General features: G+C 69.9%; 26 protein-coding genes. 6 read left to right on the forward strand and 20 right to left on the reverse strand.

Going from position 1 to position 25,705, the window contains the following annotated elements; genetic code table 11:
* Positions 1-3 precede the first annotated feature (3 nt).
* From ACQ754_RS11515 to betI, 18 genes are all read right to left on the reverse strand, one after another.
* Positions 4-489, reverse strand: coding sequence for a TspO/MBR family protein (locus ACQ754_RS11515; RefSeq protein WP_440997176.1), 486 nt, complete (start codon positions 487-489; stop codon positions 4-6).
* Between the two features lie 10 nt (positions 490-499).
* Complete coding sequence (locus ACQ754_RS11520; RefSeq protein WP_440997177.1) at positions 500-2,176, reverse strand: hypothetical protein; 1,677 nt, start codon at positions 2,174-2,176, stop codon at positions 500-502.
* A gap of 47 nt (positions 2,177-2,223) precedes the next feature.
* Positions 2,224-3,519: an aminotransferase class I/II-fold pyridoxal phosphate-dependent enzyme gene (locus tag ACQ754_RS11525; RefSeq protein WP_440997178.1), complete on the reverse strand. Its 1,296-nt coding sequence runs from the start codon at positions 3,517-3,519 to the stop codon at positions 2,224-2,226.
* A 43-nt stretch (positions 3,520-3,562) separates the two neighbouring features.
* Positions 3,563-4,240: a uracil-DNA glycosylase family protein gene (locus tag ACQ754_RS11530; protein WP_440997179.1), complete on the reverse strand. Its 678-nt coding sequence runs from the start codon at positions 4,238-4,240 to the stop codon at positions 3,563-3,565.
* Positions 4,241-4,292: 52 nt separating this feature from the next.
* Entirely contained in the window at positions 4,293-5,072 is a 780-nt protein-coding gene (locus ACQ754_RS11535) for an amidohydrolase (RefSeq protein ID WP_440997180.1), read from the reverse strand.
* Positions 5,060-6,214 (reverse strand): methionine aminotransferase, encoded by a 1,155-nt coding sequence (locus ACQ754_RS11540; protein WP_440997181.1) that lies wholly within the window; start codon positions 6,212-6,214, stop codon positions 5,060-5,062. The genes ACQ754_RS11535 and ACQ754_RS11540 overlap by 13 nt, the downstream gene beginning before the upstream one ends.
* A gap of 62 nt (positions 6,215-6,276) precedes the next feature.
* On the reverse strand, positions 6,277-6,996 hold the full coding sequence (mtgA, locus tag ACQ754_RS11545) for a monofunctional biosynthetic peptidoglycan transglycosylase (RefSeq protein WP_440997182.1): 720 nt from the start codon (positions 6,994-6,996) through the stop codon (positions 6,277-6,279).
* On the reverse strand, positions 6,980-7,660 hold the full coding sequence (locus tag ACQ754_RS11550; protein ID WP_440997183.1) for an ABC-type transport auxiliary lipoprotein family protein: 681 nt from the start codon (positions 7,658-7,660) through the stop codon (positions 6,980-6,982). The genes mtgA and ACQ754_RS11550 overlap by 17 nt, the downstream gene beginning before the upstream one ends.
* A gap of 137 nt (positions 7,661-7,797) precedes the next feature.
* Positions 7,798-7,995, reverse strand: coding sequence for a hypothetical protein (locus ACQ754_RS11555; RefSeq protein WP_440997184.1), 198 nt, complete (start codon positions 7,993-7,995; stop codon positions 7,798-7,800).
* A 124-nt stretch (positions 7,996-8,119) separates the two neighbouring features.
* The gene (locus tag ACQ754_RS11560) at positions 8,120-9,046 is read right to left on the reverse strand and encodes an MlaD family protein (RefSeq protein WP_440997185.1); all 927 of its coding nucleotides are present in this window, start codon (positions 9,044-9,046) and stop codon (positions 8,120-8,122) included.
* Complete coding sequence (locus tag ACQ754_RS11565; RefSeq protein ID WP_440997186.1) at positions 9,031-9,807, reverse strand: ABC transporter ATP-binding protein; 777 nt, start codon at positions 9,805-9,807, stop codon at positions 9,031-9,033. Before ACQ754_RS11565 ends, ACQ754_RS11560 begins: the two co-directional genes overlap by 16 nt.
* Before the next feature lie 3 nt (positions 9,808-9,810).
* On the reverse strand, positions 9,811-10,965 hold the full coding sequence (locus ACQ754_RS11570; RefSeq protein WP_440997187.1) for an ABC transporter permease: 1,155 nt from the start codon (positions 10,963-10,965) through the stop codon (positions 9,811-9,813).
* Positions 10,928-12,427 carry a glycerol kinase GlpK gene (glpK, locus tag ACQ754_RS11575; RefSeq protein WP_440997188.1) on the reverse strand — a complete coding sequence of 500 codons (1,500 nt, stop codon included), beginning with the start codon at positions 12,425-12,427 and terminating at the stop codon, positions 10,928-10,930. Before glpK ends, ACQ754_RS11570 begins: the two co-directional genes overlap by 38 nt.
* A complete protein-coding gene (locus ACQ754_RS11580) occupies positions 12,424-13,710 on the reverse strand; it encodes an MgtC/SapB family protein (protein WP_440997189.1) in 1,287 nt (428 codons plus the stop codon). Before ACQ754_RS11580 ends, glpK begins: the two co-directional genes overlap by 4 nt.
* Positions 13,707-15,200, reverse strand: a complete 1,494-nt coding sequence (gene pap, locus ACQ754_RS11585) for a polyphosphate:AMP phosphotransferase (RefSeq protein WP_440997190.1) — start codon at positions 15,198-15,200, stop codon at positions 13,707-13,709. The genes ACQ754_RS11580 and pap overlap by 4 nt, the downstream gene beginning before the upstream one ends.
* A gap of 292 nt (positions 15,201-15,492) precedes the next feature.
* Entirely contained in the window at positions 15,493-17,148 is a 1,656-nt protein-coding gene (gene betA / locus ACQ754_RS11590; RefSeq protein ID WP_440997191.1) for a choline dehydrogenase, read from the reverse strand.
* 13 nt (positions 17,149-17,161) lie between these two features.
* A complete protein-coding gene (betB, locus tag ACQ754_RS11595) occupies positions 17,162-18,625 on the reverse strand; it encodes a betaine-aldehyde dehydrogenase (RefSeq protein WP_440997192.1) in 1,464 nt (487 codons plus the stop codon).
* Positions 18,609-19,220: a choline-binding transcriptional repressor BetI gene (gene betI / locus ACQ754_RS11600; RefSeq protein WP_440997193.1), complete on the reverse strand. Its 612-nt coding sequence runs from the start codon at positions 19,218-19,220 to the stop codon at positions 18,609-18,611. Before betI ends, betB begins: the two co-directional genes overlap by 17 nt.
* A 117-nt stretch (positions 19,221-19,337) precedes the next feature.
* On the opposite strand from betI, the gene ACQ754_RS11605 reads away from it, so the two are divergent.
* From ACQ754_RS11605 to ACQ754_RS11620, 4 genes are all read left to right on the forward strand, one after another.
* The gene (locus ACQ754_RS11605) at positions 19,338-20,282 is read left to right on the forward strand and encodes an ABC transporter substrate-binding protein (RefSeq protein ID WP_440997194.1); all 945 of its coding nucleotides are present in this window, start codon (positions 19,338-19,340) and stop codon (positions 20,280-20,282) included.
* Positions 20,283-20,375: 93 nt separating this feature from the next.
* On the forward strand, positions 20,376-21,743 hold the full coding sequence (gene mgtE, locus ACQ754_RS11610) for a magnesium transporter (protein ID WP_440997195.1): 1,368 nt from the start codon (positions 20,376-20,378) through the stop codon (positions 21,741-21,743).
* A 20-nt stretch (positions 21,744-21,763) separates the two neighbouring features.
* Positions 21,764-22,231 carry a PaaI family thioesterase gene (locus ACQ754_RS11615; RefSeq protein WP_440997196.1) on the forward strand — a complete coding sequence of 156 codons (468 nt, stop codon included), beginning with the start codon at positions 21,764-21,766 and terminating at the stop codon, positions 22,229-22,231.
* Entirely contained in the window at positions 22,228-22,674 is a 447-nt protein-coding gene (locus ACQ754_RS11620) for a PaaI family thioesterase (RefSeq protein ID WP_440997197.1), read from the forward strand. The genes ACQ754_RS11615 and ACQ754_RS11620 overlap by 4 nt, the downstream gene beginning before the upstream one ends.
* Before the next feature lie 32 nt (positions 22,675-22,706).
* Here ACQ754_RS11620 and ACQ754_RS11625 read toward each other — a convergent pair whose 3' ends face one another.
* Entirely contained in the window at positions 22,707-23,888 is a 1,182-nt protein-coding gene (locus ACQ754_RS11625) for a diguanylate cyclase (protein ID WP_440997198.1), read from the reverse strand.
* Positions 23,889-24,046: 158 nt separating this feature from the next.
* Here ACQ754_RS11625 and ACQ754_RS11630 point away from each other — a divergent pair, with 158 nt between their 5' ends.
* Both ACQ754_RS11630 and ACQ754_RS11635 read left to right on the forward strand, forming a co-directional pair.
* Positions 24,047-24,199 carry a DUF3149 domain-containing protein gene (locus ACQ754_RS11630; RefSeq protein WP_440997199.1) on the forward strand — a complete coding sequence of 51 codons (153 nt, stop codon included), beginning with the start codon at positions 24,047-24,049 and terminating at the stop codon, positions 24,197-24,199.
* A 73-nt stretch (positions 24,200-24,272) separates the two neighbouring features.
* On the forward strand, positions 24,273-25,100 hold the full coding sequence (locus ACQ754_RS11635) for a patatin-like phospholipase family protein (protein WP_440997200.1): 828 nt from the start codon (positions 24,273-24,275) through the stop codon (positions 25,098-25,100).
* A 1-nt stretch (position 25,101) separates the two neighbouring features.
* Here ACQ754_RS11635 and ACQ754_RS11640 read toward each other — a convergent pair whose 3' ends face one another.
* The gene (locus ACQ754_RS11640; protein ID WP_440997201.1) at positions 25,102-25,686 is read right to left on the reverse strand and encodes a DUF3501 family protein; all 585 of its coding nucleotides are present in this window, start codon (positions 25,684-25,686) and stop codon (positions 25,102-25,104) included.
* Positions 25,687-25,705: the final 19 nt, after the last annotated feature.

A 25,705-nucleotide genomic window follows, 5' to 3' on the forward strand; every position in this document is an offset into this window, starting at 1 on the left:
CGATTACAGGGGGTTAAGCACGACAATGCCGGCGTTGAGGTAAGCGGCGAAGCTGATCCACAGCAGATAGGGCAGGAGCAGGGTCGCCGCCGGCACGGAGACGCGCCGGAAGCGATGGATACACAGCACGACCAGACCCCACAGGACCAGGAGATCCAGCAGCGCCATCGCCGGGCGTTGCCAGCCGAAGAACAGCACCGACCACAGCCCGTTGGCCCCGAGCTGGGCGATAAAGGGCAACAGCACCGGAAGGCCGGTCTCCAGGGTCACGCGGCGGCCTACCAGCCAGGCGGCCACCGCCATCATCACGTATAGCAGCGTCCAGGCGACGGGGAATACCCAGGCCGGTGGGGTCCCCGGCGGCTTGGAGAGCGCGGCATACCACTCCCCGGGCGGTGTCAGTACACCGCTCGCCGCTGCCGCCGCTGTCAGCGCCAGCCAGCCGAGCAGCTGCAGGACATCACGCCCGGGGGACGTCGCCGTCTCCACCAAGGCGGCGCTAGCGCTCGCTGCCAGGGGTGGCCGTCACATCCAGGCGGATGCCGTGCTCGCCGATGTCGAGATCAATGGTCTGGTCCACGTTCACCGCGCGCAGCTGCTCCCGGATCTCCTCGAGATCTTCGGCATCGGGCATTCCCTCGCCGGCGCCTGCCGCCACCGCCGCCGACTCGTCGGGCAGGCCCTCGCCCAGCTCGGCGAGGTTGTAGCGCAACGAGAGCACCCCGTTGGGCGAGAGATCGGCGTCGGTCGCCTCGGGCAGGCTCGTGCCCTCGCCGGCCAGAACCGTGAACCGCCCCTCCCGAAGTGCTACCCGAAGGGCGCCGTCGGGGAGCATGGGGTGGGCCAGGGGGACCGGTCCTCCCCCCATCTCCGGCTGGCTGGTGGCCCCCAGGAAACCCTGGGCGACCTGCCATAGCGACTGCGGGCGCCCAGTGGCCACATCCACCACCGCCGGCGGCATGCCCTCGCCCCCCGGTACCTCCAGCAGTGTGGCGTTCATCCCGCGGACGTCCGCGAGCATGGCGGTGAACATGCCGAGGCCGGCGAGCTGCTGGGGATCCGCCTGCTCCTGGAGCTCCCGGAGCTCCTGGCATTCCCATTCGGCGGCCCGGAAGCGTTCCACCAAGGCCTGCAGTACCGGAACCAGCTCGGCCATGTCGAGGCCGATACCGAGATGGGCGACACCGCCGTCCACTGCCGCGGGGATGTGGCCGCGCAGCCGCTGCAGGGTGGTGATCAGGCCGTGATCGGCGATCTCGGTGACCCAGCGGCTATGGGCGCGGCCGGTTTTCGCGTCCAGCTCCACCGCGCCGATGACGCTGCGTGGCGCCCCGGCAATGATCGAATCCAGGTCCCGGGCGCAGGCCTCCGAAACCTCCGGAAGCTCCCCCTCATAGATGTCCGCCAGGGCACGGATGAGGCGCCCGGTGCCGCTGTCACCGTGGCCGGTGACCGCCGCCGCAACGGCGGTGTGATCGATGTAGCCGGTGGCCCAGGAAAGCGTGCCGTGGGTCTCGGCGAGCCCCGCCAGGCGCTCGGTCTCGGCAAGGCTCGGCTCCGGCGGTTCCTCGCCGAGGGTCTTGGTCAGCGCCTCCTCCATCCCCGGTACCGCCAGGGTGAGCACGGCGTAGCCGCCATGGATGCCGACCACCAGCGCGGGGGGCGTGGCACCGGCGGGGGCATCGAAGGGGTAGCGCCAGCGATCTTCTTCGGTACCGGCGGCCGCCTCGACCCCCGCCTGTCCCTCTGCCTCGGCGACGGCGGCGCGGAAGGCATCCGCATCGTCGAGGCGGTACCGGAGCACTGGCAGCCCTTCCACCGCGTATACGCCGAAGACCCCACCTTCGTCCAGGCCCATCGCCTGGACGCCGGCGTCGTCGCCGTGGGCCATGGCCTGGCGCAGCAACGCCGCCAGCATGCCGGCGCCGGGGCCGGCCTCGTCGGTGGCCTCGACGGGGTCCGGGAGCTCGGCGGTGTCCGCGAGGCCCATGCGATTCCGCCAGTGGGCGAAGTACGCCGGGGCGTCATAGGGCTCGCTGTAGCCCGCGAAGTACGGGGTGTCGGCGGGCACGTGCTCAAGCAGCGCCGCCGCGTTGTCGCCGGAAAAGGGCCAGCTCAGGGCGCTGGCGGTGCCGGAGGCAGCCAGCAGTACGAGCGCGGTCAGGGTCTTTTTCATGGTTTCTCCCCACGATTGTTATGCGATTATGGGTATAAGTTCGGCGATCAGCCGTTGCCGCTGTGCCCGCCCAGGGCCTTCTCCGTGGCCGCCAGCAGGGTGGCGACCGCGATCCCCTCGGCGGCCATCTCCACCTCCTCCAGGGAGGGGAAGGTAGGCGCGACGCGGACGTTGCGGTCCTCCGGATCCTTGCCGTAGGGGAAGGTGGCCCCGGCGGGGGTCATCACCACCCCCGCCTCACCGGCGAGCTCCACGGTGCGCCGGGCGCAGCCGGGCGGTGTGTCCAGGCTGATGAAATAGCCGCCCTTCGGGCGGGTCCAGGACGCCACCGGGTGGTCCCCGAGCACCCGGTGGAAGGCCTCGTCGACCGCCTCGAACTTCGGCGCGATCAACCGTCGATGGCCGTCCATGAGGCGCTCGACGGCGGCCATATCCGGGAGCATCGCGAGGTGGCGGAGCTGGTTGATCTTGTCCGGCCCGATGGCCCGCTTGCCGGCGCGGCCCAGGTACCATTTCACGTTGGCCGCGGAGCTGCCGAACACGCCCAGACCGGCACCGGCGAAGGTGACTTTGGAGGTGGAGGCGAACGCCAGGGGGCGGTTGCCGTTGCCGGCGCGCTCACAGGTCGTGATCAGGTCGGCGAGCTCGGGAGGGTCGTCGGTGAGGTGGTGTACGCCATAGGCGTTGTCCCAGAAGATACGAAAGTCGGGGGCCGCCGTCTCCATGCGCGCGAGCCGTTCCACCACCTCATCGGAGTACACCTCACCGGTGGGGTTGGAGTACTTGGGCACGCACCAGATGCCCTTGATGGTGGGATCCTCGGCCACCAGGGACTCGACCCGGTCCATGTCCGGACCCTCGCCGGTCATCGGGATGTTGATCATCTCGATGCCGTATTCCTCGCAGATGGCGAAGTGCCGGTCGTAGCCGGGGACGGGGCAGAGGAAGCGCACCCGCTCCTCGCGGGCCCACGGCCGGGGGCTGTCGGGGTTGCCCAGCAGCAGGCTGTAGACGATGTTGTCATGCATCATCGCCAGGCTGGCATTCTCCGCCACGACGGTCTGCTCCGCCGGGGCCCCCACCAGTGCCGAGAACAGCCGCCGTGCCTCGGCAAGGCCCTGTCCACCGCCGTAGTTGCGGCAGTCAGTGCCATCCTCGGCGGTGTGCTGCCCCTCCCCGGGAAGTGCCAGCAGGGCGTTGCTTTGGGCCAGCTGCTCCGGGGCGGGCTTGCCGCGGGCCATGTTGAGCGTCAGGCCGCGGTCGCGGAACGCGCGGTAGCGCGCAAGCGTCTGCTCGTGCAGGGCACGGAGCTCGTCTTCGGGGAGGCGGCTGAGTTCGGTCATGGGGTCTCTCGCGTCGTCCGTGCGTCGGGGGATTGGTGATCCCTCAATATAACAGCTCCAACTGCTGCAGGCGCGCCTGCAGCAGGCCCGGGAAACGCCGGTACCAGGTGGCATTCAGCGGTGACGGGTGGGGCAGCGGGCACAGCCGGAACCGCGCGCTGCCGCCATCGGGTGTGGCAAGCGTCGCCTCGCAGCAGGCGCTGAACCGGTCGTCGCGTTGCCAGAACCCCTCCAGCTCGCGGCGCTCCTCGCGGCTGCGGCCGATGCCGAACCAAAGGAAGGCCTCCCGACCGAGGGTGATGAGGGTGCGACCACGCCAGTGGTGGACCAGCAGGTCCGCCATTAGGGGATGGAAGCGCCGCTTCACCGCCATGGACCAGGCCCGGTTGCCGGCGGGCTTGTAGGGTACGGTGTTGGCCCAGAAGTAGTGCCGCCCCACTGCCACCGAGGCATCGAAGCCCGGTAGCTCGCTGCCACGATGATGGCGGTGCAGGACCTCGCGGACCTTCTGGCCGCCGCTGCCGATGAAGGGGATGCCGTGGCGCACCTCCTCGCGGCCCGGGTCACGGCCGAACAGGCCCACCGGGGCGTCGGCGGGGCCGAGGCCGATGATGGGCTCCAGGGGGTCTCGGCCCACCGCCTCATAGGCGGCGTGGTCGATCCCCTCGAGGCTGGCCGCGGCCTCACGGAAGCGCGCGCGTGTGGGCTCGTCCAGGGTCACTGGGATGGCTCCATGGGTTGGTTGTGTTCGATCCCCGGCACCAGCCGCGGCCCTAGTCGTCGGTCAGTGTGAAGGCATCGGCGTCCAGGTGGGCCGGGAAGCGCTCCCGGAAGCGCTGCAGGCGCGCCGGATCCAGGGTGACGGTGCGTACCGCCTCGGCGCTCCCGCATTCCGCGAGGGGATCGCCGAGCCAGTCCAGGGCCACGCTGTCGCCGGCGTAGTCCCGGTCGTTGCCGTCGGTGCCGACCCGATTGACCCCTGCCACCACCGCAAGGTTCTCGATGGCCCGGGCGGGCAGAAGCCGCTGCCACCCGGTGCGCCGCACCGCCGGCCAGTTCGCCACGTAGAGCAGCAGATCGTAGTCGTCATGGTTGCGGCTCCATACCGGGAAGCGCAGGTCGTAGCAGATCAGCGGGCAGATCCGCCAGCCCAGGAGTTCCACGATCAGGCGGCGCTGGCCCGGGGCGTAGTGCTCGTGCTCACCGGCCATGCGGAAGCAGTGGCGCTTGTCGTAGTGCTCGCTGCTGCCGTCCGGGCGGACCCAGTAGAGGCGGTTGCGGTGCCGCCCCTGCTCGCTGACGGCGAGGCTGCCGGTGATGACGGCGCCGAGACGGGCCGCCTGGCGACGCATCCAGGCCAGGGACGGGCCGTCGACGGGCTCGGCGTGGTGCTCCGGTTCCATGGTGAAGCCCGTGGCGAACATCTCCGGCAGGATCACGAGGTCCGTGCACCCCGCCAGGGGGGCGAGCAGCTCCTCGAGGTGGTGGTGGTTGGCGGTGGGGTCCGCCCAGGCCAGATCGGCCTGGACCAGCGACATCCTCAGAGCCTGCATAACCGTTCCCCCGCCGCATCCAGGGTGGCATCCTGCTTGGCGAAGCACAGGCGCACCTGGCGCAGGTCCCCCGGTGCTTGGTGATAGAACGGCGACAGCGGGATGGCCGCCACCCCCGCCTCGTGGATCAGTCGCTCGCAGAACTCCACGTCCGGTTGATCGCTGATGGCGCTGTAGTCCACCAGCTGGAAATAGGTGCCTGCGCTCTCCGGGCAGGCCAGCCGCGAGTCCGCCAGCCAGGCGAGCAGCCGGTCGCGCTTGGCGGCGTAGAACGACGCCAGCGCGGCGGGATGACCGGGGTCCGCCTCCATGTACTCCGCGAAGGCCGCCTGCAGTGGGGTGGGCGTGGCGAAGGTCACGAACTGATGGACCGTGCGGAGCTCCGCGCTCAGCTCCGGCGGGGCGATGCAGTAGCCGACCTTCCAGCCGGTGCAGTGGTAGGTCTTGCCGAAGGAGCCCACCACGAAGGCGCGTTCGGCGAGCCCGGGCACCGCTCGGGCGCTGACGTGGCCGTTGGCGGTGAACGTAATGTGCTCATAGACCTCGTCACTGAGCACCAGCGCGTTGCTGCCGGAGAGGGCGTCGGCCACCGCCTCCAGGTCCTCGCGGGGCCAGACCGCGCCGGTGGGGTTATGGGGGGTGTTAAGGATCAGCAAACGGGTGCGCGGCCCGATGGCGGCGCGCAGCGCGGCGATATCCGGGCGGAAATCCGGGCGTGACAGGGCCACCGGCACCACCCGCCCGCCGGCCAGGGTCACCGCCGGGGCGTAGGCGTCATAGGCGGGCTCGAGGATGATGACCTCGTCACCCGGGTGGACCACCGCCTGTACCGCATCGAACAGGGCCTCCGTGGCCCCGGAGGTCACCGTGATCTCGCGCTCCGGATCCGGCGCCTGGCCGTCCCTGCGCGCGCACTGCGCCGCGATGGCGGCCCGTAGCTCGGCGAGCCCGTGCAGCGGGGCGTACTGATTGCGGCCGCCGCGCACCGCCTCGTCCAGCGCTCGGGCGAGGCCGTCCGGGGGCGGGAAGTCCGGGAAACCCTGGGCGAGATTGAGGGCACCGTGCTCAGCGGCCCGTGCCGACATCACGGCGAATATGGTGGTCCCGACGCCCGGGAGCTTGGTCTGCGGCCTGCTCGACACGGCGGATACCCCGATTGCTGCTGGAGAAGTAACGGACATGCTAATCAACGCCGGCGGGGAAGTCACAGGGCACCCTCCAGCCAGGGGCTGCCGCCGAGGGCACGCATCTGGGTGAGGATCCAGCGCTGGCGCTCGCGCATGCGTGGCGAGGGGGCGTTGACCCGGTAGACCTCCGGATTGGGCAGGGCGGCGGCGAGCAACGCCGCCTGCTCGGAGGAGAGTCGCGCCGGGGGAATCCCGAGCAGCGCGGGGGCGGCGGTTCCGGCGCCATAGACGTCCGGCCCGAAGCGCGCGATGTTGAGATAGACCTCGAGGATGCGCCGCTTCGGCCAGGTGAGCTCGATGAGCAGCGTCAACCATGCCTCCAGTGACTTGCGCACCAGGCTGCGGGCGGGCCACAGGTACAGGTTCTTGGCCACCTGCTGGGTGAGGGTGCTCGCGCCGCGCAGGCGTTGGCCCCCGCGGCGGTATTGCTCGAAGGCGCGGCGGATCTCGCGCAGGTCAAAGCCCGGGTGGTCGGGAAAGCGCTGGTCCTCGGCCGCCACCACCGCCAGCGCCAGGGCGGGGCTGATGTCGGCGTAGTCCACCCACTGGTGGCGTGGTGGCGCGAGATCGGGGTCCGAGCCCGCGAGGTAGTGGTGGCGCAGCATGAAGGCACTGGTCGGCGGGTCGAGCCAGCGCAGTGGTACCACTAGGAGGAGGCTGACCGCCACGAAGGTCACGGCGAGCCGGATCGCCCAGCGGCCGAGCCACCGGGCGATCCCGCTATTCCCCCGGCCCATCAGGCGGCGGGAGCACGCCGTGGACGAACCGGACGAGCTCGGTGAGCAGCCGCTCGCTGGCGGCGCCAGCGGCGAGGGCGGCCGCCTCGGGGCCGGCCCTCGAGGCCGGGCGGCTGGCGGACAGCAGCCGGCTCCCGAGCACTTGGCCCCGGGCATCGGTGAGGCGGGCCCGGAGCGCCACGCGGGCGTGTCCGGGCTCGCCATCGCGATAGTCCTGCTCGAGGTGGAGCAGCTCCATCTCCAGGCGGTAGTCCGACGCCACCGCGGCGGGGCTGCGCGCGACACTGCGGAATAATCCCGCGCTGGCCAGCGCGTCCTCCGCGGCGGCGGCGAGCAACTCCGCCGGAGGGGCCGCCCAACGGGCGGTGGCGAAGTAATCGATGACCGGCGATTCCCGGCGGTAGGCGATGGCCTCGCCGCGGTAGCCCGCCCGGGCCTCGGGCGTCTCGATCAGCAGGGTGCCGTGGGGACCTGCCTCTGCCGGGGTGATGCCCCCGCTGGCCAGCAGTTCCAGCGTACGCGGGGGTGGCGCCGAGGCCCGCTCGATCACACCGCAGGCGCTGAGCAGGACAGCGATGACCAGTACCGCAACGCCCGCGAGCGGGACGCCTGGCCCGCGGCGGTGCCGGTTAGCGGCCGTGTGCTGGCTTTGATGGAGGTCCATCTTCCTGCGAGGTCCTCAGTGCTGATGACTCGTAGGGCGTTGCCCGATTGTACTACGGCGCTCACGAGGCCGTAGGGATGCGAGCCGGAGCCAACGGCATCGGGTACTGCCGGGGGCGGCCGGGGCCGCCCCTGTGGTCAATGCAGCTTCAACGGATCGTGGCGCTGAAGTATCTCGTTGATCTCGCGCTCGATATCGGCGGGGATGACGACCTTGAGCTGCATATGCTCCCGGTCGACGGTGACCTTCTCGGCGTCGATGCCCGTGGAGATCAGATCATCACGGGCGTTCGTCATCTGTTCCTCGGTTTCGAAATCGCCGGTTATTACTTTCATGGTGCGCACCTCCTCAATGATTGCCGCACGGGGTCGAGCGGGTAACGCCTCCGCCCTTCCAGGCGTCATGGGGTGTTGCCGGCTTGAAGGCAACCCCCGGCCGATGCCGTTGATTGCCGCGGGCCTAGCGCTCCCCCGGTCCGGGTTCCCGGCGGGCCGGACCATAGAGGAGCTGCTGCGGGTCCCGGGACAGGGACTCCAGGGTGCGTTCCAGTCGGCCGGAGGTCCGGCGCAGCTCTTCGGTAAGCGCGTTGATCCGCGGCAGGGTGTCCTCATTGAGCTGGCGGATCCCCTCCCGCCCGCTCTCCCCCAGGCCGGTGAGCTCGGTACCGGCCTCGGAGAACCGGCCGGCCGTGTCTTCCAGGGAACGCGCCGCCGCCTCCACGGCGGCCAGGGTATCGGGCAGGCGCGCGACGCTGTCGTTTACGCCGTCAAGGACCTCTTCGCTACGGCGTGCCATCCCGTCGATGCGTTCACTCTGCTCGGCCAGGGTGCCGGTGAGTCGCGCCAGGTTGGCCAGCGTCTCCGCCAAGGCGCGCCGATTGTCTTCGGACAGGGCCTCAGAAACCTGTCTCGTTAGCTCGTCGAGGCTGTCCAGTCCCTCGCTGACGGCGGTGTCCAGGCGCATCAACAGCGATTCCCGGTAGGGGATTACCGGATAGGGCTCGTCGGCAGGGGCCTGCAGCGGCGGGGCATCGGGGGCGCCACCGGAGAGATCCAGGTAGGCGATACCGGTTACCCCACGCATCTTCAGGGTGGCGGAGATCCCCTCGCGTACCGGCAGGTCGGCGCGTAGGGCCGCCACCACGTGTACGCGCCGGGGATCGCTGGGATCGATGTCCAGCTCCCGGACCTGGCCCACGTCCACCCCCCGGTAGCTGACCGGCGAGTCCCGGCCCAGGCCGGCGGCGGAGTCGGTGAGGTAGATGGAATACAGCCGTGTGTCGCCCTGGCGCAGGCCGGTCGCCAGCCATAGCCCGGCGGCCACCAGGGCGGCGGTCAGAACGACCACGAACACACCCACGACGGTGTAGCTTACTCGGCTTCCCATGACCGCTCCCTGCCGCGCTGCATCCGCGCTCCCGAGAAATAGGCGCGCACCGCCGGCTCGTCGGCCTCGGCGAGCTCCGCGGCGCTGCCCCGCGCGAGGACCCGTCCCTCGCCGAGGAAGGCGATACTGTCGGCGATCTCCCACAGCGAGTCCACGTCGTGGGTGATTACCACCACCGTGAGGCCGAGCAGTTCACGAAGCTCCTGGATGCGCTCGTCGAAGGCGGCGGCGCTCAACGGGTCCAAGCCCGCGGTGGGCTCGTCCAGGAACAGCAGCTCCGGGTCCAGGGCCAGGGCGCGGGCGAGGGCGGCGCGCTTGGTCATGCCCCCGGAGAGCTCACCCGGGTAGCGGTACGCCGCTTCGGGCTCCAGACCCGCCAGGTGGATCTTCAGCCGCGCGATTTCGGCGCGCAGTCCCCGTGGCAGGCGGGTGTGCTCGATCAGCGGCATCGTTACGTTCTCCAACACCGTCATCCCCGTGAACAGGGCGCCGCGCTGGAACATCAGCGCCATGCGCCGGCGCATGGCCCGTTCCCTCTGGCGGTCCAGGCCTTCCATCGGCACCCCGAATAGCCGGATCTCGCCGGCGGCGGCCGGCAGCAGTCGGGTGATGGCGCGGATCAGCACCGTCTTGCCGGAGCCGCTGCCGCCGGCGATGGCCAGCAGCTCGCCACGCTCCACCCGTAGGTCCAGGCCGTCGTGGATGGTGTTCCCGCCGATACGGGTGACCAGGCCACGCACATCGATGACCGCCTCGCCCATGGGTCAGATCCCGAACTGTTGGAAGGTGATGGAGAACAGGGCATCGGCGATGATCACCAGAAAGATGGACTGCACCACCGCCAACGTCGTGGCCCGCCCCACCTCTTCGGCGCTGCCCCGGACCTTGAGCCCCTGATAGCAGCCGACCATGGCGATGAGCAAGGCGAATACCGGGGTCTTGCCGATGCCCGCCCAGAACATGCGCACCGGCACCGCCGTCGGCAGGCGATCCAGGAAGGTCAGGAAGCTGACGTCATAAAGGGTGCTGGCCACCATCATCCCGCCGAAAATGCCGGCGATATCCGCCCACAGCGAGAGCAGGGGCATCGCCACCACCAGCGCCAGCACCTTCGGCAGCACCAGCATCTCGTAGGGGGTGATGCCCATGGTACGCAACGCGTCCACCTCCTCGGTGATGCGCATGGTGCCGATCTCGGCGGCGTAGGAGGAACCGGTGCGGCCGGCGACGATGATGGCGGCGAGCAGCGGGCCGAGTTCCCGGAGCATCGTGATGCCCACCAACTCGACCAGGAAAACGTTGGCCCCGTAGCTCTGCAGCACTGTGCCGCCCTGATAGGCCATGACCACGCCCATGAGAAAGGCGAGCAGGCCGACGATGGGCAGGGCGTGGACGCCGGCCTGCTCGATCCCCGCGATTACCTGGCGCCAGCGCAGGCGGTGGGGGCGGGGCAGCCGGGGCAGGGTGTCGGCCACCAGGGCGCCCGTGAACTCCAGAAAACCCAGGGCCCGTTCCAGGTGGATCAGCGTGAGTCTACCGAGGCGGGCCAGGGGGTTGGGTCGCGGTGGCGGCGCCCCGGGGGCGTGCTCCGTCTCGGTGGCCAGTTCCAGCAGGGCACGATGGCGTTCGGAGGCCCCGGTCAGGGTCTCCGGCCCGCCGAGGGAGCGGGCGAGGCGGTTCAGGAAGACCGCGCCAGCGGTGTCGAGCCCCTCCAGCCCCGAGAGGTCCAGCCGCCACCCGGGGTCGGGCGCCTTCTGGTGCTCGAGACGACGGGCCAGCGGGGCGATGGTGTCCAGCCGCCATATGCCGCGGACGAGCAGTCGCTGCCCCCGGGCATCCTCCTCGAGGCGGGGTGGCCCCCCGCCCGTCTCCTGCCCTTGCTCAGCGGCCATGATCGGAGAGGGTACGGCGGACCGCATCGTGCCAGCCCTCCAGGGCCCGGTCCCGCTCTACGGCGGCCAGCCGGGGGCGCCATTCGCGGTCCTCCCGCCACTGGCCGGCGAGGGTCTCCGAGGAGGACCAGATCCCGCGATGCAGCCCGGCCAGGTAGGCCGCCCCCAGGGCCGTGGTCTCGCTGACCACCGGGCGCCGCACGGTGACCCCGGCGAGATCGGCGAGCAGGCTGGCAAACAGGTCGTTGACCACCATGCCGCCGTCGATGCGCAGCTCCCGCGGCGGGTGGCCGGTGTCCCGACCCATGGCGGCGATCAGGTCGTGGGTCTGGAAGGCCACCGATTCCAGGGCTGCCCGGGCCAGGGCGGGGCGGCCGGTGCTGCGCGTGATCCCGTGGACAACGCCGCGGGCGTCCGCATCCCAGTAGGGCGCGCCCAGGCCGGTGAATGCCGGTACCAGGTGCACCCCGTGGTCCGCGGGGGCCGCCGCGGCGAGGGCCTCGCTTTCGGCGGCGGTGTCGATGATGCCCAGGCCGTCGCGGAGCCACTGTATTGCCGCGCCGGCGACGAAGATGGCCCCTTCCAGGGCGTAGTGGGTGCGCCCCTCCAGTCGATAGGCCGGGGTCGTGAGCAGCCGATTCCTTGAGGGTACGGGACGGGTGCCGGTATGGAGGAGGGCGAAGCAGCCGGTGCCGTAGGTGGCCTTGACCGTCCCCTCGCGGAAGCAGGCCTGGCCGATCATCGCCGCGTGCTGGTCCCCGGCGACGCCGCGGATAGGGATCGCCTCGCCCAGCCATTGCGGATCGGCGACGCCGAAGTCGTCGGCGCAATCCCGTACCTCCCCGAGCATGGGGCGGGGGACTCGGAATAGCGCGAGCAGGGAGTCGTCCCAGTCCTGGCGGTGGATGTCGAACAGCAGCGTCCGTGCGGCGTTGGTGGCATCGGTGGCATGGACCCGGGCGCCGGTGAGCCGCCACAGCAGCCAGCTGTCCACGGTGCCGAAGGCGAGCTCGCCGCGCTCCGCACGCCGCCGGGCGTCGGGGACGTGGTCCAGGATCCAGGCGACCTTGGTGGCCGAGAAATAGGGATCGAGCACCAGCCCGGTGCGGGCGGTCACGGAGGCCTCGTGGCCGAGGTCGCGCAGTCGGGCGCACTCGTCGGCGGTGCGCCGGTCCTGCCAGACGATGGCCGGGTGGATGGGCTCGCCGGTGGCCCGGTCCCAGACCAGGGTGGTCTCGCGCTGGTTGGTCAGCCCCAGGGCGACAATGCGCAGCCCGGCGGCCCGGGCCTGCCGCGCGGCATCCCGGGCGACCCGCAGACTGGAGGCCCAGAGGTCCTCAGGGGCGTGCTCCACACGCCCGTCGCCGGGATAGTGCTGGGGGAATTCCTCCTGGCTGACCGCCACCGGCCGACTGTGGGCATCGAAGACGATGGCCCGCGAGCTGGTGGTGCCCTGGTCCAGGGCGAGGATGGCATCGGTCGCGCTCATGGTGTCAGCCTCGTCGCCACGGCGGTCCCCAGGCCCAGTACCAGCGCCGCCGCGATGGGTGTGGCCACGCGCCAGCCCAGGGCGCGGGTACCGATGGAGGCCGCCATGCCCGCCTTGACCAGGCTATTGACGCTGGCGGCGATGATGATGCCCACCACGGCCACGCCGGTAGCGAGGTCCCCCTGGGCCATGCGGGTCAGTGACAGGGTGATGGGGTCCACGTCGGTGATCCCGGAGGTGGCGGCGAGCAGATAGATCCCAGCATCGCCGAGCCATCGCTGTAGCAGCTCACCGAGGACCAGGATGACCAGCAGGATGAGGCCGAAGGTCAGCGCCGTCATCAACTCCAGCGGATTCTGCTGCACTGGCGGCTGCTCGACGCGCCTGCCGTGGTGGCGCCACCAGATCACCAGGGCCGGTGCGTAGAGCACCATCATCATGACCAGCACCGGCGGTGTCAGCGCGGGCAGCAGGCTCGGATTTAGGGCCAGGCAGACCACCAGGATGCGCGGGAACATGGTACCGCAGGCGATGAGTATCCCCGCCGCCAGCAGGGGGGAGAGCACCCGGTTGTCCCGTGACAGGCGCGCGAAGTGCAGGGTCAGTGCGGTGGAGGAGGCCAGGCCCGCGAATAAACTGGTGAACAGCGTCCCCCGCTCGGTGCCGCCGATGCGGATGGCGAAGTAGCCGACGAAGGAGATCGTGGCGATGAGCACCACCATCCACCAGATGGCGTAGGGGTTGAGCACCTCACCGGGGCCATAGCCGCGGTTGGGCAGCAGCGGCAGCAGGACCACCGAGATCAGCAGGAGCTTCAGGGCGGCCTCCAGCTCCCGGCCCTGCAACCGGCGGAGCAGGCCGTGGATTTCCGTCTTGTTGTCCAACAGGAAGGCGGTGACCACCGCCGCCGCGGCCGCCGTGACCGGCTCACCCGCGACGGCGAGGGCGCCGAAGCAGAAGGTCAGCAGCAGCCCCACGATGCCGGTGATGCTGTAGTCCTCCGCCTCCCGGGCATGGAGCCCGAAGCCGATCAGGGCCGCGGCGGCCATCGCGACCAGCAGGGCCACACCCGGCCACGGGCCCAGCGGCTCGTGGAGCACCACGGCGAAGCCGCCGAGCAGCCCGACCAGCGTGTAGGTGCGGAAGCCGGCGATGCGCTGGCCCGCGGGTAGCTCGCGGCCCTGCCAGCCCCGCTGCAGCCCGATCACCGCACCGAGCAGCAGCGCCAGCAGCAGGCCGGGCAGGGGGCTTTGGGCCGCGGTGAGATCCTCCCACAGGTTCACGGGCGCGCCTCCGGCCCCAGGCGTTGCTGGAGGGTGTCCAGCACATGGCGCATTACCTCCACCCGGGCGTGGCGCTTGTCGTTGGCGGCGATCAGGTGCCAGGGCGACTGCCCGGTGGAGGTGTGGGTGACCATCTCATGCACCGCCTTCTCGTAGTCGGGGCGCAAGGCCCGGTCCTCCCAATCCTCGTCGGTGAGTTTGTGCCGCTTGTGTGGCGTTCGCTGCCGAGCACGGAAGCGGCGGAGCTGTTCGTCGGCGTCGATGTGGAGGAAACACTTCACCAGGGCGGTGCCATGGGCGATGAGTTGATCCTCGAAGTCGTTGATCTCGGCATAGGCCTCGCGCCAGCGCGCCTCGGGGGTCAGCCCCCGCACCCGTTCCACCAAAACCCGCCCGTACCAGCTGCGATCATAGATGGTGACGTGGCCGTCCCGGGGGAGGTGGCGCCAGAAGCGCCAGAGATAGGGGTGGGCGCGCTCTTCGTCGCTGGGCGGGCCCACCTGGATGACCCGTGCCAGCCGCGCATCGATGCCCTGCAGCAGGCGGCGGATGGCCCCGCCCTTCCCGGCGGCGTCCCAACCCTCGAGGACCACCACCAGGGAAACACCGTGGTGATGGGCGCGCCAGGTGGCGGCGGTGAGTGAGCGGCCGAGGGCCCGCTTGTGTCGGCGGTACTCCGGCTTGTCCAGGTGCTGGCGGAGATCCAGGTGTTGCAGCACCGTATCCGTGGGGGACACGGGGTCCGCGGCCGGTACCGGGGTCTGCGGCGGTACTTCCGGGCCGACGTCGAGGCGCTGTTGCAGGCCATCCCGCAGGATGTGGCCCACCGTGAGATTGCGGTAGGCGCTGTCCTGTGCCTCCACCACGATCCAGGGGGCGCTGGCGTGGTCGGTCAGGTGGATCGCCCACTCGCCGGCGGCGCACGCCTGTTCGTGTTGCTCGTTGAGGCGGCGGTCCAGCTCCGAGGTCAGCCAGCGGCCGCGGGGGTCGCGGGCGAGCGCCTCGAAATACGCCCGCTGGCGCTCGGCGGACATATGTAGCCAGAACTTGAGCAGCAGCGCCCCCTCCCGGCTGAGCAGTGCCTCCAGGGCGTTGATGCGATGCATGTGGTGCTCGAAGGCGTCCGCCGGGAGGTCATGGAGGGCTCGCTGTATGAGAGTGCCGGAATACCAGGAGCTGTGGAAGACGCCGATGCGCCCCGCTGCGGGAAGGCCTCGCCAGTAGCGCCAGAAGCGGGGGCGGCTGCGTTCCTCGTCGGTCTTGGCGCCGAAGGCCGTAAAGTCCACTGCCCGGCTGTCCAGCCAGTTGCCGAGGGTGTTGATCAACTCGCCCTTGACCGCGTTGTCCACGCCCTCGAGGAGCACGATTACCGGGAAGTGCGCCCGTTGCAGTTGCTCCTGGAGGTCGATGAGGTCCCTGCGCAGGCGGGGCAGGGCCCGATGGTAGGTGTCGCGGTCGATGCGCCTGCCGATCTCGGCGGTCTCGAACATGGCGTTCCCTGCGGCCGTGCCAATGGCGGCCGCGCGGCCGCCTACCCCGAGCATACCGCCTTTGCGCGGGTCGGGGCCAAAAGCACGACGCCCTCACCACGTCCTGCGTGCCATGTGGACAGGCTCGCCTTTGCGTCGGCCCGGGGCGGGGGTTCCCGGTCCCGGCGTGAATACATCCCTGTAGCCTTGACTGCGGCATCCCTGCCGCAGACACCCCCGGACCGGGAATCCCCTCCCCGGGCCGGTATCAGCGGCGCCGATGATGCCCACCCGTCCGGCGCAGGCAGACCGCTCAGCGCTGGCGGTGCTCCCACTCCTCGGGCACGAACCAGGGCTGATCGTCGGCCAGTGGTTCACGGTCAAGGATGGCATCAGCGAGGCGCTCGGCGATCATGATGGTGGGGGCGTTGAGGTTGCCGCTGACGATGCGCGGCATGACCGATGCGTCCACCACCCGTAGGCCGGCCACGCCGTGGACGCGGCCATCTCCGTCCACCACTGCATCGTCGTCATGGCCCATGCGGCAGGTGCCGCAGGGATGGTAGGCGCTCTCGCCGTTGGCCCGGACCCAGGCGTCGATCTCCGCGTCGCTTTGCACGTGCTCGCCGGGGGCGAGCTCCCGGCCCCGGTAGGGGTCCATGGGCGCCTGGGCGATGATCTCCCGGGTGAGCCGAATGCCGTCGCGCATCTCGCGACGGTCGCGTTCCGTGGACATATAGTTGAATCGGATGCGTGGCGGTTGCCGCGGGTCCGCGCCGGCCAGGCTCACATGGCCGCGGCTGCCCGGGCGCATCGGCCCCACGTGGGCCTGGAAGCCGTGGCTGTCCGCCGTGGCGCTGCCGTCGTAGCTGATCGCCATGGGCAGGAAGTGATACTGCAGGTTGGGGAACTTCACCCCTGCCTCGCTGCGGATGAATCCCCCGGACTCGAAGTGATTGGTCGCCCCTAGCCCGCTGCCGCGGGTCAGCCACTGCAGGCCGATGAGGGCCTGGTTCCAGGGCTTGAGTGCGCTGTAGAGGGTGATGGGTTGGGTGCATTCGTACTGGACATAGACCTCCAGGTGATCCTGGAGGTTGGCACCGACGCCGGGGAGGTGCTCGCGCACCCGGATGTCGTGCTCGCGCAGGTGATCGGCCGGCCCGATCCCGGAGAGCATCAGCAGCTGCGGGCTATTGATGGCCCCGGCACATAGGAGTACCTCCCGCTCGGCCTCGATGAAGCGGCGCTCGCCACGGTGGTGGACATGCACCCCGGTGGCGCGGCCGTTGCTCAGCTCGATGCGCTCGGTCAGCGCATTGATGCGGATGGTGAGGTTGTCCCGCCCCATCACTGGGCGCAGGTAGGCGTTGGCCGTGGACCAGCGCCGACCTTTGCGGGTGGTCATGAACATGGGGCCGAGCCCTTCCTGGGCGTAGCCGTTGGTGTCTGGATTGTGGCGGTACCCGGCCGCTACCCCGGCGTCCACGAAGGCACCGTACAGCGGGTTCTCCATGGGCCCGGTGGTCACGTGCAGCGGTCCGCCGCCGCCGTGGTAGTCGTTGGCGCCCTGGTCGAAGTCCTCCGCCTTCTTGAAGTAGGCCAGGGCATGGCGGTAGCGCCAGCCCTCCAGGCCGAAGTCCTCGGCCCAGCCCTCGTAGTCGCCGGCGTTGCCACGGACGTAGGCCATGCCGTTGATCGATGAGGAGCCGCCGAGGACCCGGCCGCGGGGGCAGTACATGGCCCGGTCGTCCATCCAGGGCTCCGGCTCGCTGTGGTAGTACCAGTTGAAGCGGTCGTCGGCGAGGGGATGGGCGAAGGCCGAGGGCATCTGTATGAACAGGTTGTGGTCCATGGGGCCCGCCTCGAGGAGCAGCACGCGGGTACCGGGGTCCTCGGTGAGCCGGTGGGCGAGGACCGCGCCGGCGGAGCCGGCGCCGATGATGACGTAGTCGTAACGCTCGGTGCTCATGGGGTGCGAACCTTTAGTAGGGGGCGTCCACCGGCGCATCGGCGACGAACACGCTCTTCAGCCGGGTGTAGTGCTCCAGGGCGTGGCGGCTGTTCTCGCGGCCGAGCCCGGAGTGCTTGACCCCGCCGAAGGGCATCTCGATGGGGGTGAGATTGTAATGGTTCACCCATACCACGCCGGCCTCGAGGGCGGCGGCGACGCGGTGGCCGCGCGGTAGGTCCTGGGTGAACACGCCACCGGCGAGGCCGTAGTCGGTATCGTTGGCCCGGGCGATCACCTCGTCCTCGTCGCGGAAGGCGAGCACCGACATCACCGGCCCGAAGATCTCCTCGCGGACGATGGTCATGTCGTCGCGGCAATGGGCGAAGATCGTGGGCGCGACGTAGTATCCCCCCTCGCATCCGGGAACGGTCACCCGCTCACCGCCGGCGAGCAGCTCGGCGCCCTCGGCACGGCCGCGCTCGATGTAGCCGAGCACGTGCTCAAGATGGCCCGCGGAGATCAGCGCGCCCACGTCGGTTTCCGGGTCCATGGGGTCGCCGATGCGCAGCCTCCCAGTGCGCGCCACCAGCCGTTCCAGGAAGCCGTCGAGCACCGACTCGTGGACGAACACCCGGGTGCCGTTGGTGCAGATCTCGCCCTGGGTGTAGAAGTTGCCGAGCAGGGCACCGGAGACGGCATCGTCGAGCTCCGCGTCGTCGAATACGATCAGCGGCGACTTGCCGCCGAGCTCCATGGTCACCGCCTTCAGCGTATCGGCGGCGTCGCGCATTACCGCTTTGCCCGTGCCCACCTCGCCGGTGAGCGAGACCTTGGCCACCGCGGGGTGGGCCACCAGCGCCTGCCCCGTCGAGGCCTCGCCCTGGACGACGTTGAACACCCCGTCCGGAAGGCCCGCCTCGCTGTAGAGCTCCGCGAGTCGCAGGGCCGACAGCGGGGTCAGCTCGGCAGGCTTGAACACCATGGCATTGCCGGCGGCCAGCGCCGGCGCGCTCTTCCAGCAGGCGATCTGCAGGGGGTAGTTCCAGGCGCCGATACCCGCGCACACTCCCAGCGGTTCGGGGCGGGTGTAATAGAACCCGCCCGCGACGGCTTGATAGTCGCCGGTGAGCGAGGCGGCCTGGCCGGCGAAGTACTCCAGGCAGTCGGCGCCGGAGTCCACGTCCGCCTCCGGGGTCTCGGCGATGGGTTTGCCGCCGTCCAGGGACTCCAACCGTGCGAGCTCGTCACGGTGGGTGCGCAGCAGCTCCGCGGCCCGCTGCAGCACCCGGCCGCGCTCGGCGCCGGTCATCGCCGCCCACCGTCGTTGGCCCTCGCCGGCGCTGGCCACGGCACGGTCCACGTCCTCCGCGCCGGCGTGCTGGCGGCGGCCGATCACCGCGCCGGTGCCGGGGTTGATATTGTCGGCGCCTTCACCGCCGGCGGCATCCGTGTAGCCGCCGTGGATCCATAGCCTGGCGTCAGCCTGCATACTCATGCCGTTGCTCCTCGGTTCGTGCCGCCAGTTGGGTCATCAGGTAGTCCCGGGCCAGGGCCCGGGCCCGGTCGAAGTCCATGCCGCCCCCGCTCAGGCCCGCCCGCAGCCACAGACCGTCGATCATTACCGGCAGGCCGTTGGCGATATGGGCGGCGTCCGCCGCCGGCAGCAGGGCGCGGAGATCGTGGAGCAGGTTGCTACGCAAGCGCGCCGTCACCACCCGCTGGACCCGGGCGAGCTCCGCGCGCTGGTTGACCTGGGACCAGAACGACAGCCAGCCGCTGATCACCTCGGGGCGGGCCTGGCTGTCGGCGAAGTTGGCCTCGATGAAGGCCATGGCCCGTTCCAGCGGACCGTGCGCCCGGGCCAGGCGGCGGCGGTACTCCCGTCCCAGCTCCCGGGCGAGAGAGCGGAAGGTCGCCTCCAGAAGACCAGCCTTGTCGCCGAAGTAGTGGGCCACCAGCCCGGTGGAGGTGCCGGCGCGGCGTGCCACCCGGGACAACGTGGTGGCCTGGGGGCCCACCTCGTGGATCACCGCCAGGGTCGCCTCGATGTATTGCTGCTGGCGTATGGGTTCCATTCCCCGTTTGGGCATGGCTGGCTCCGGCCGGTGACATCCTCTGGGGAAAGCTTACTTGAAGTTGATTGAACGTTCAACTAACGTTTCCGTTGCGATCTAGAGAGATCCCGCAGCAATGAGGAAGGGGGAGTCATGATCAAACACGTCCTTACCGCCGCCCTGGGACTGGCCGCCCTGGCGCCGGCACTCCAGGCCCAGGAGCCCGAGGAATGCCGGCAGGTGGGTCTGGCCAATGTCAACTGGACCGGGGTATCGGTGAAATCCCATCTCATGGAGGAAATGCTCACCGCACTCGGTTACGACGTGACCCTGACCACCGCCTCCGTGCCCATCGCCTTCCAAGCCGTGGCCAGTGGCGAGCGTGACGCCTTCCTGGGGCTGTGGTTGCCCACCCAGGAGCAGATGATCACCCCTTACCTGGAGGGGGGCGAGATCACCCAACTGGCGACCAACCTCGAAGGCGCCAAGTACACCCTGGCCGTACCCACCTACGTGCACGAGGCCGGTGTCACCCATTTCGGTGACCTCGATGCGCATCAGGACCGCTTCGAGGGCCGCATCTACGGCATCGAGGCGGGCAACGACGGCAACCTCATGATTCAGGCCATGATCGATGACGATGCCTACGGCCTCGGTGACTGGGAGCTGATGCCCTCGTCGGAGGCGGGGATGCTCACCCAGGTCCGCCGCAAGGTCCGCCGTGACGAATGGGTGGTGTACCTCGGCTGGGCGCCCCATCCCATGACCCGCAACATCGACATGCGCTTCCTCGAGGGCGGCGAGGACTATTTCGGGCCCAATCAGGGCGGCGCGACGGTGCACACCATCGTCACCGCCGGTTACCCGGAGCGCTGCCCCAACGTCGCGCGGTTGCTCGAGCAGTTCGAGGTCAGCGTCGACGACCAGAGTCTGATGGGCGATTACGTCCTCAACGAGGACATGGACTATGCGCCGGCGGCGCGGACCTTCGTCCAGGAGCGCCCGGGACGGTTGGATGGCTGGCTCGAGGGCGTGACCACCTTCTCCGGGGATTCCGACGCCCTGCCCGTGGTCCGCAAGGCCCTGGGTGTGGAATAGCGGGGTCCGCCCCCCGAGCGACCCACCCGCAGCGCCGGCCGGAGGGCCGGCGCTTTTGCGTATAATGGCCGCCGGTTCACCGGGGGGACAGTGATGAGCGAGCCCGCTACCCAACTGGAGAGCTGGACCGGGGCCATCGCCGCGGCCCTGGATGCGGGCGATACCGCCACCGCCGCGGAGCTCGCGGCGCAGCGCCACCCCGCCGAGCTCGCCGACATCCTGGAGGCATTGCCTGGCGAGGCAAGGCTCGCGCTGTGGCGGCTGTTGCCGGACCCGGAGGTACGCGGCGAGGTCCTTATCGAGGCCCGCCGCGAGGTCCGCGACCGACTGATCGAGGCCACCCGCTCCACTGAGCTTGCCGAGGCGGTCTCCCACCTGGAGCTCGACGAGCTCGCTGATCTCTACGACAAGCTCCCGCGCAAGGTGGTCCGGGCGCTGATCCGGACCATGGACCTGCAGCGCCGCCAGCGCCTGCGTCGGGTGCTGTCCTATCCCGAGGACACCGCCGGCGGCCTCATGGATGCCGATGCCCTGGCGGTGCGCGAGGACATCACCCTGGAGACCGCCCAACGCTACCTGCGGCGTGTGCGCAAGAAGGAGGGTGCGCTGCCCGAGCACATTACCGCGCTGTTCGTCATCGACCGGGAGAACCGCTTCCGCGGCCTGCTGCCCCTCGACGAGCTGGTGGCGCAGCCACAGTCGGCACTGGTGGGCGAGACCATGGACCACGAATTCCGCGCCATCCCGGCGGACACCCCCGCCCGCCAGGTGGCCCGACTGTTCGAGGACCGCGATCTCACGACCGCACCCGTCGTGGACCCGGAGGGCCGGCTCATCGGGCGCATCACCGTGGACGACGTGGTCGACGTCATTCGCGACGAGGGCGAGCGCTCGCTGATGCAGTCCGCGGGTCTCAACCGCAACGAGGACATGTTCGCCCCGGTGCTGGCCACCGCCGCCCGGCGCGGCGTTTGGCTGGGGGCGAACCTGGTCAACGCCTTCATCGCCTCCTGGGTGATCGGGCTGTTCGGCGCCACCATCGAGGAGCGGGTGGCGCTGGCCATCCTCATGCCCATCGTGGCCAGCATGGGCGGCGTCGCCGGTATCCAGACCCTGACCCTGGTGGTGCGGGGCATCGCCCTGGACCAGATAGGCAGGGCCAACGGCCTGCGCCTGCTCGGCCACGAGTTCCGCGTGGCCCTGGTGCTGGGGCTTGCCTTGGCGCTTATCCTGGGGGCCGCGGCCCTGGTATGGTTCCGGGATCCCACCCTGGCGCTGGTGTTCGGCGCGGCGGTGGTGATCAACCTGGCCAACGCCGCGTTCTCGGGCACGCTGGTGCCGCTCGCCCTCGAGCGCGCCGGCATCGACCCGGCCCTGGCCGGCGGGATGCTGCTCACCGCGCTCACCGATATTCTCGGGTTCGCGAGCTTCCTCGGCCTGGCGGCGTGGATTCTGGTGTGAAGCAAACGGGAAATGGGGGCATGGGGCAGCAAGGGGATGATGCGCAACGCCTGGCCACGGCGCGCCGCTTCTTCGACACCATCCCGCACAGCACGGTGCTGGGCATGGAACCGGTGGCGGTGGGCGAGGGCTGCCTCACTGCCCGGGTGCCCTACCGCCCCGAGCTGGTGGGCAACCCGGTCACTGGGGTAATCCACGGCGGGGTGATCACCACCCTGGTGGATCAGACCAGCGGCGGTGCGGTGATCGCCGCCCTGGACCGTCCCCAGGCGGTGGCGACTCTGGATCTGCGCATCGACTACATGCGCCCCGCCGAGCCGGGCGAGGTGGTCTACGCCCACGCCGAGTGCTACAAGGTCACCAGCCAGATCGCCTTCGCCCGCTGCACCGTGTATCAGCAGGATTTCCGCGACCCCATCGCCATGAGTATGAGTACCTTCATGCGCGCCGCCGAGGGCGAGCCCAACCTGACCGAGGGGGCCGGATGAAGGACCTCATGGATCGCATCGCGGCCGCCCGGGCCGCCGGGGACCCGGACGCCCTGGTCGCCCTCATCCCCTATGCCCGGCTGCTCGGCATCGCCTTCCGTGACGAGGGCGGGGAGCTGTCTTTCCGGCTGGGGTTTCAGCAAGGCAACGTCGGCAATCCCCACCTGCCGGCGCTGCACGGTGGCGTGATCGGGGCCTTCATGGAGAACGCCGCGGCCCTCCATCTGCTCTGGCGGGAAGAGGCCGGGCGGGTGCCCAAGGTGGTGGATTTCTCCATCGATTACCTGCGCCCCGGCCGGCCGGAGACCCTATGGGCGCGCTGCGATGTCCGGCGCCAGGGCCGCCGGGTGGCCAACGTCGGTGTCCGGGCCTGGCAGGTCGCCGACGGCGCGGAGCGCGAGGTGGCCACGGCACGCTGCCATTTCCTGCTCTCCGGCCCCTGATCGCTGGGCCTGCATGGCATCTGAGGCGGGGCTCAGGCGCTGACCACGCAGTCGCGTCCGCGACCCTTGGCGGCATAGAGGGCCTCGTCCAGGCGGCGCAGGGTGCTCTCCAGTGGCTCGCCGGGGCGGAATGCGCTCACCCCGAGGCTGATGCGTACGGCGATGCGCTCGCCGTCGACGGCGTCCACATCCTCGGCGGCCACGGCGCGGCGCAGTCGCTCGGCCACCACCGCCGCCTCGTCGGCGCCCACCTCGGGCAGTATCGCCAGGAACTCCTCGCCGCCGTAGCGGGCCACCAGGTCGCCGCTGCGCAGCTCGCCGCGGAGCACCGCCGCCACATGCTGGAGCACCCGGTCGCCACTGTGATGGCCGTGCTCATCGTTGATGCGCTTGAAGCGGTCGATATCGAGCATGATCAGTGAGAACGGCCGGCCGCGGTCCCGGTACCACAGCCGCTCCAGGGTCCGGGTCAGCACCCGGCGGTTGAGCAGTCCGGTGAGCGGGTCCCGGGTGGACTCGCGGTACAGGCGCAGTAGCATCCATAGCTGCCCGCCCTGGATCCACAGGGTCATCCCCGCGATGAATACGAGCATCCAGAGGGTGTTCAGGGCGGCGGTGCCGGTCAGGGTGCCGTGGGCGAGCTCCACGGCGAGGTGCATCGCGATGGTGATCCCGATGAGTGCCGCCCCCACCAACACGGTCACCGGGAACAGCGCGGTCAGGGCGATGAGGACGAACGGCAGGGCGCGGTAGCCACCCACGGCGGCGGCCATCTCCCGTCCGTTGGTCTGCAGGGTCATGGACACGGCATAGAACAACGCCAACAGGAAGACCGTGGCCCCGATGAGGCCCAGGGTCCGCCCGTAGCTCCGAGTCGGGCCGCTGGCAAGCCAGAGGGCAGCCAGGCCAACGCCGAGACTCGCCCGGGCCACCGTGATGAATACCGCCTCGCGCTGGGGCAGCAGCAGGAAGTCCATGGGGATCCAGGCCAGAAAGCCCAGGGCGAAGACCAGCTGGACGATACGCAGTCGCTCGCGCAGGTAGGCGGTGCGAATGGCGGTGAAATCCGGTGAATGGTGACGGGCGTCCAACAGGTCGCCGGCGCTGACCCGTAAGGTCGCGGCCGGGCCGCGGGGGGCCTCGGCCGGGGCGAGGGAGATCGCCGGCGCCTTTCGGCGCTGGCGGCTGCGCGACGACTTGGGCTTGGGCGCCATGGGTTCTCCGGGGTACGTTTTCTGCTGTGTGGGACGCGCGCAAGCGTACCACTGCGGGGGCTGGCGCCCACTGGGGAACGGGCAGACCTTTGATCCAGGTCAACACCCGCGTGCGCCAGCCCACGCAATCTGAGGGCGAGACACCGGGAGGCGGGATCATGGAGACATTGAGCGAGCTGTTGGCGGGCCGGCCCGATTTCTGGCTGAGCCTGGTGGTCATCCTGTTCATGCTGGGCATGGGGGCGTTCTTCGTGATCTTCTTCCTCCGTCATATCCGCGAGGAAGAGCGCAGCCGGCGCAAGGATCGCTAGCGCCACGCTTGCCGTCATTGGCGCGTCGGGGGATAGTGCGGGGCCACTACCCCACGAAGCGGAGGTGTCGGCAATGAGGATCGGCCTCGCCCTGGGTGCGGGAGGTGCCAACGGCCTCGCGCATATCCTCATGCTGCAGGTCTTCGACGAGCTCGGCCTGCGGCCGGCGCGCATCGCCGGCAGCAGTGTCGGCGCCATCATCGGGGCGCTGTACGCCTCGGGCCGCAGCGGCGACGACATCGACGCCATCGCCGAGGAGCTGGCGCTCAAGGAGAGCGATTCCTGGAAGGAGCTGCTGCTCGAGCGCAAGCTCTTCCGCTACCTGGAGCTGCTCGATCCCGAGCTTGGCCGTGGTGGCTTTGTCAGCGGCCAGGCGCTGCTGGCCTTCCTCTACGGCACCGATACGAAGATCGACTTCGCCGACCTACGCATCCCCCTACGCGTGGTCGCCACCGACCTGTGGCGCCGTGAGCCGGTGGTGCTGGAGAGCGGGCCGGTACTGCCAGCGGTACGGGCGAGCATGGCCCTGCCCGGGGTGTTCACCCCGGTGACCCTTGGCGGGCGGGTGCTGGTGGACGGGGGTGCGGTGAACCCGCTGCCCTATGACCTGCTCGACGACTGTGACGTCACGGTGGCCATCAACGTCACCGGCAAGCGCTCGCCCAAGGACGACTTCACCTTCCTGGACTCGGTGTTCAACACCTTCCAGATCATGCAGAGCACCATCATCAACGAGAAGCTCGCTCGGGCGGCACCCACCGTCTACATCGAGACGGATATCGTCGACGTCCGTGCCCTGGAGGTGCAAAAGCGCGACCAGGTCTACGCCGGCGCCCGCCCTGCCAAGGAGGAGCTCAAGCGCCGTCTGAAGGCCTTGGTCCGCGACGCCGGCGCCGGCTGACTCAATCGAAGTCGCCGGCCAGCGCGGTGCGCACGTCCTTCGGCATCACCGCCATGTGCTGGTAGTTGGGATGCTCGATGGCGACCACCACTTCCACAGCAGGATCCGAGAAGCGCTGGACCTGCTCATCGGTAAAGGGGAAGTGGAGGAAGTGCACCGATGAGGCCTTGCCGTCGGCGGTGGAGCGGTCAACGTCCTGCTCGGCCTCGGCGGGGATGCGCTCGTCGCCGAGCTTGAGCACCACCGTCTCCTCGACGCCGCCGAGCTGGCCGAGGATGCGCTGGCGCCTCGCCCGGTCCGGGATCTCGAACATCAGCGTGGCGACCAGCTCCCGCCCCTTGGGGATCAACGGGTTGTAGGCATTGAGCTCGTCGTCGATCTGCTCCTCACCGCCGCGCTCGATGAACAGCATCTCGTGGATCTGGCGCCACATGGTGTCGTAGTTCTCGAAGTAGATCATCGCCTCCGGCCCGATGGGCATGCGCCGGTGGCGCTTGATGGCGGTGATCTCGCGCGCCTTGTCCCGCCGAATGGCGGCGTAGCGCTCCATGGGCAGTATGTCGTCGCGGGTGATCTGTTTGCTCATTCCGGCCTCCCTTGCCCGT

The organism is Arhodomonas sp. SL1 (assembly GCF_052060015.1).
Taxonomy (GTDB): Bacteria; Pseudomonadota; Gammaproteobacteria; order Nitrococcales; family Nitrococcaceae; genus Arhodomonas.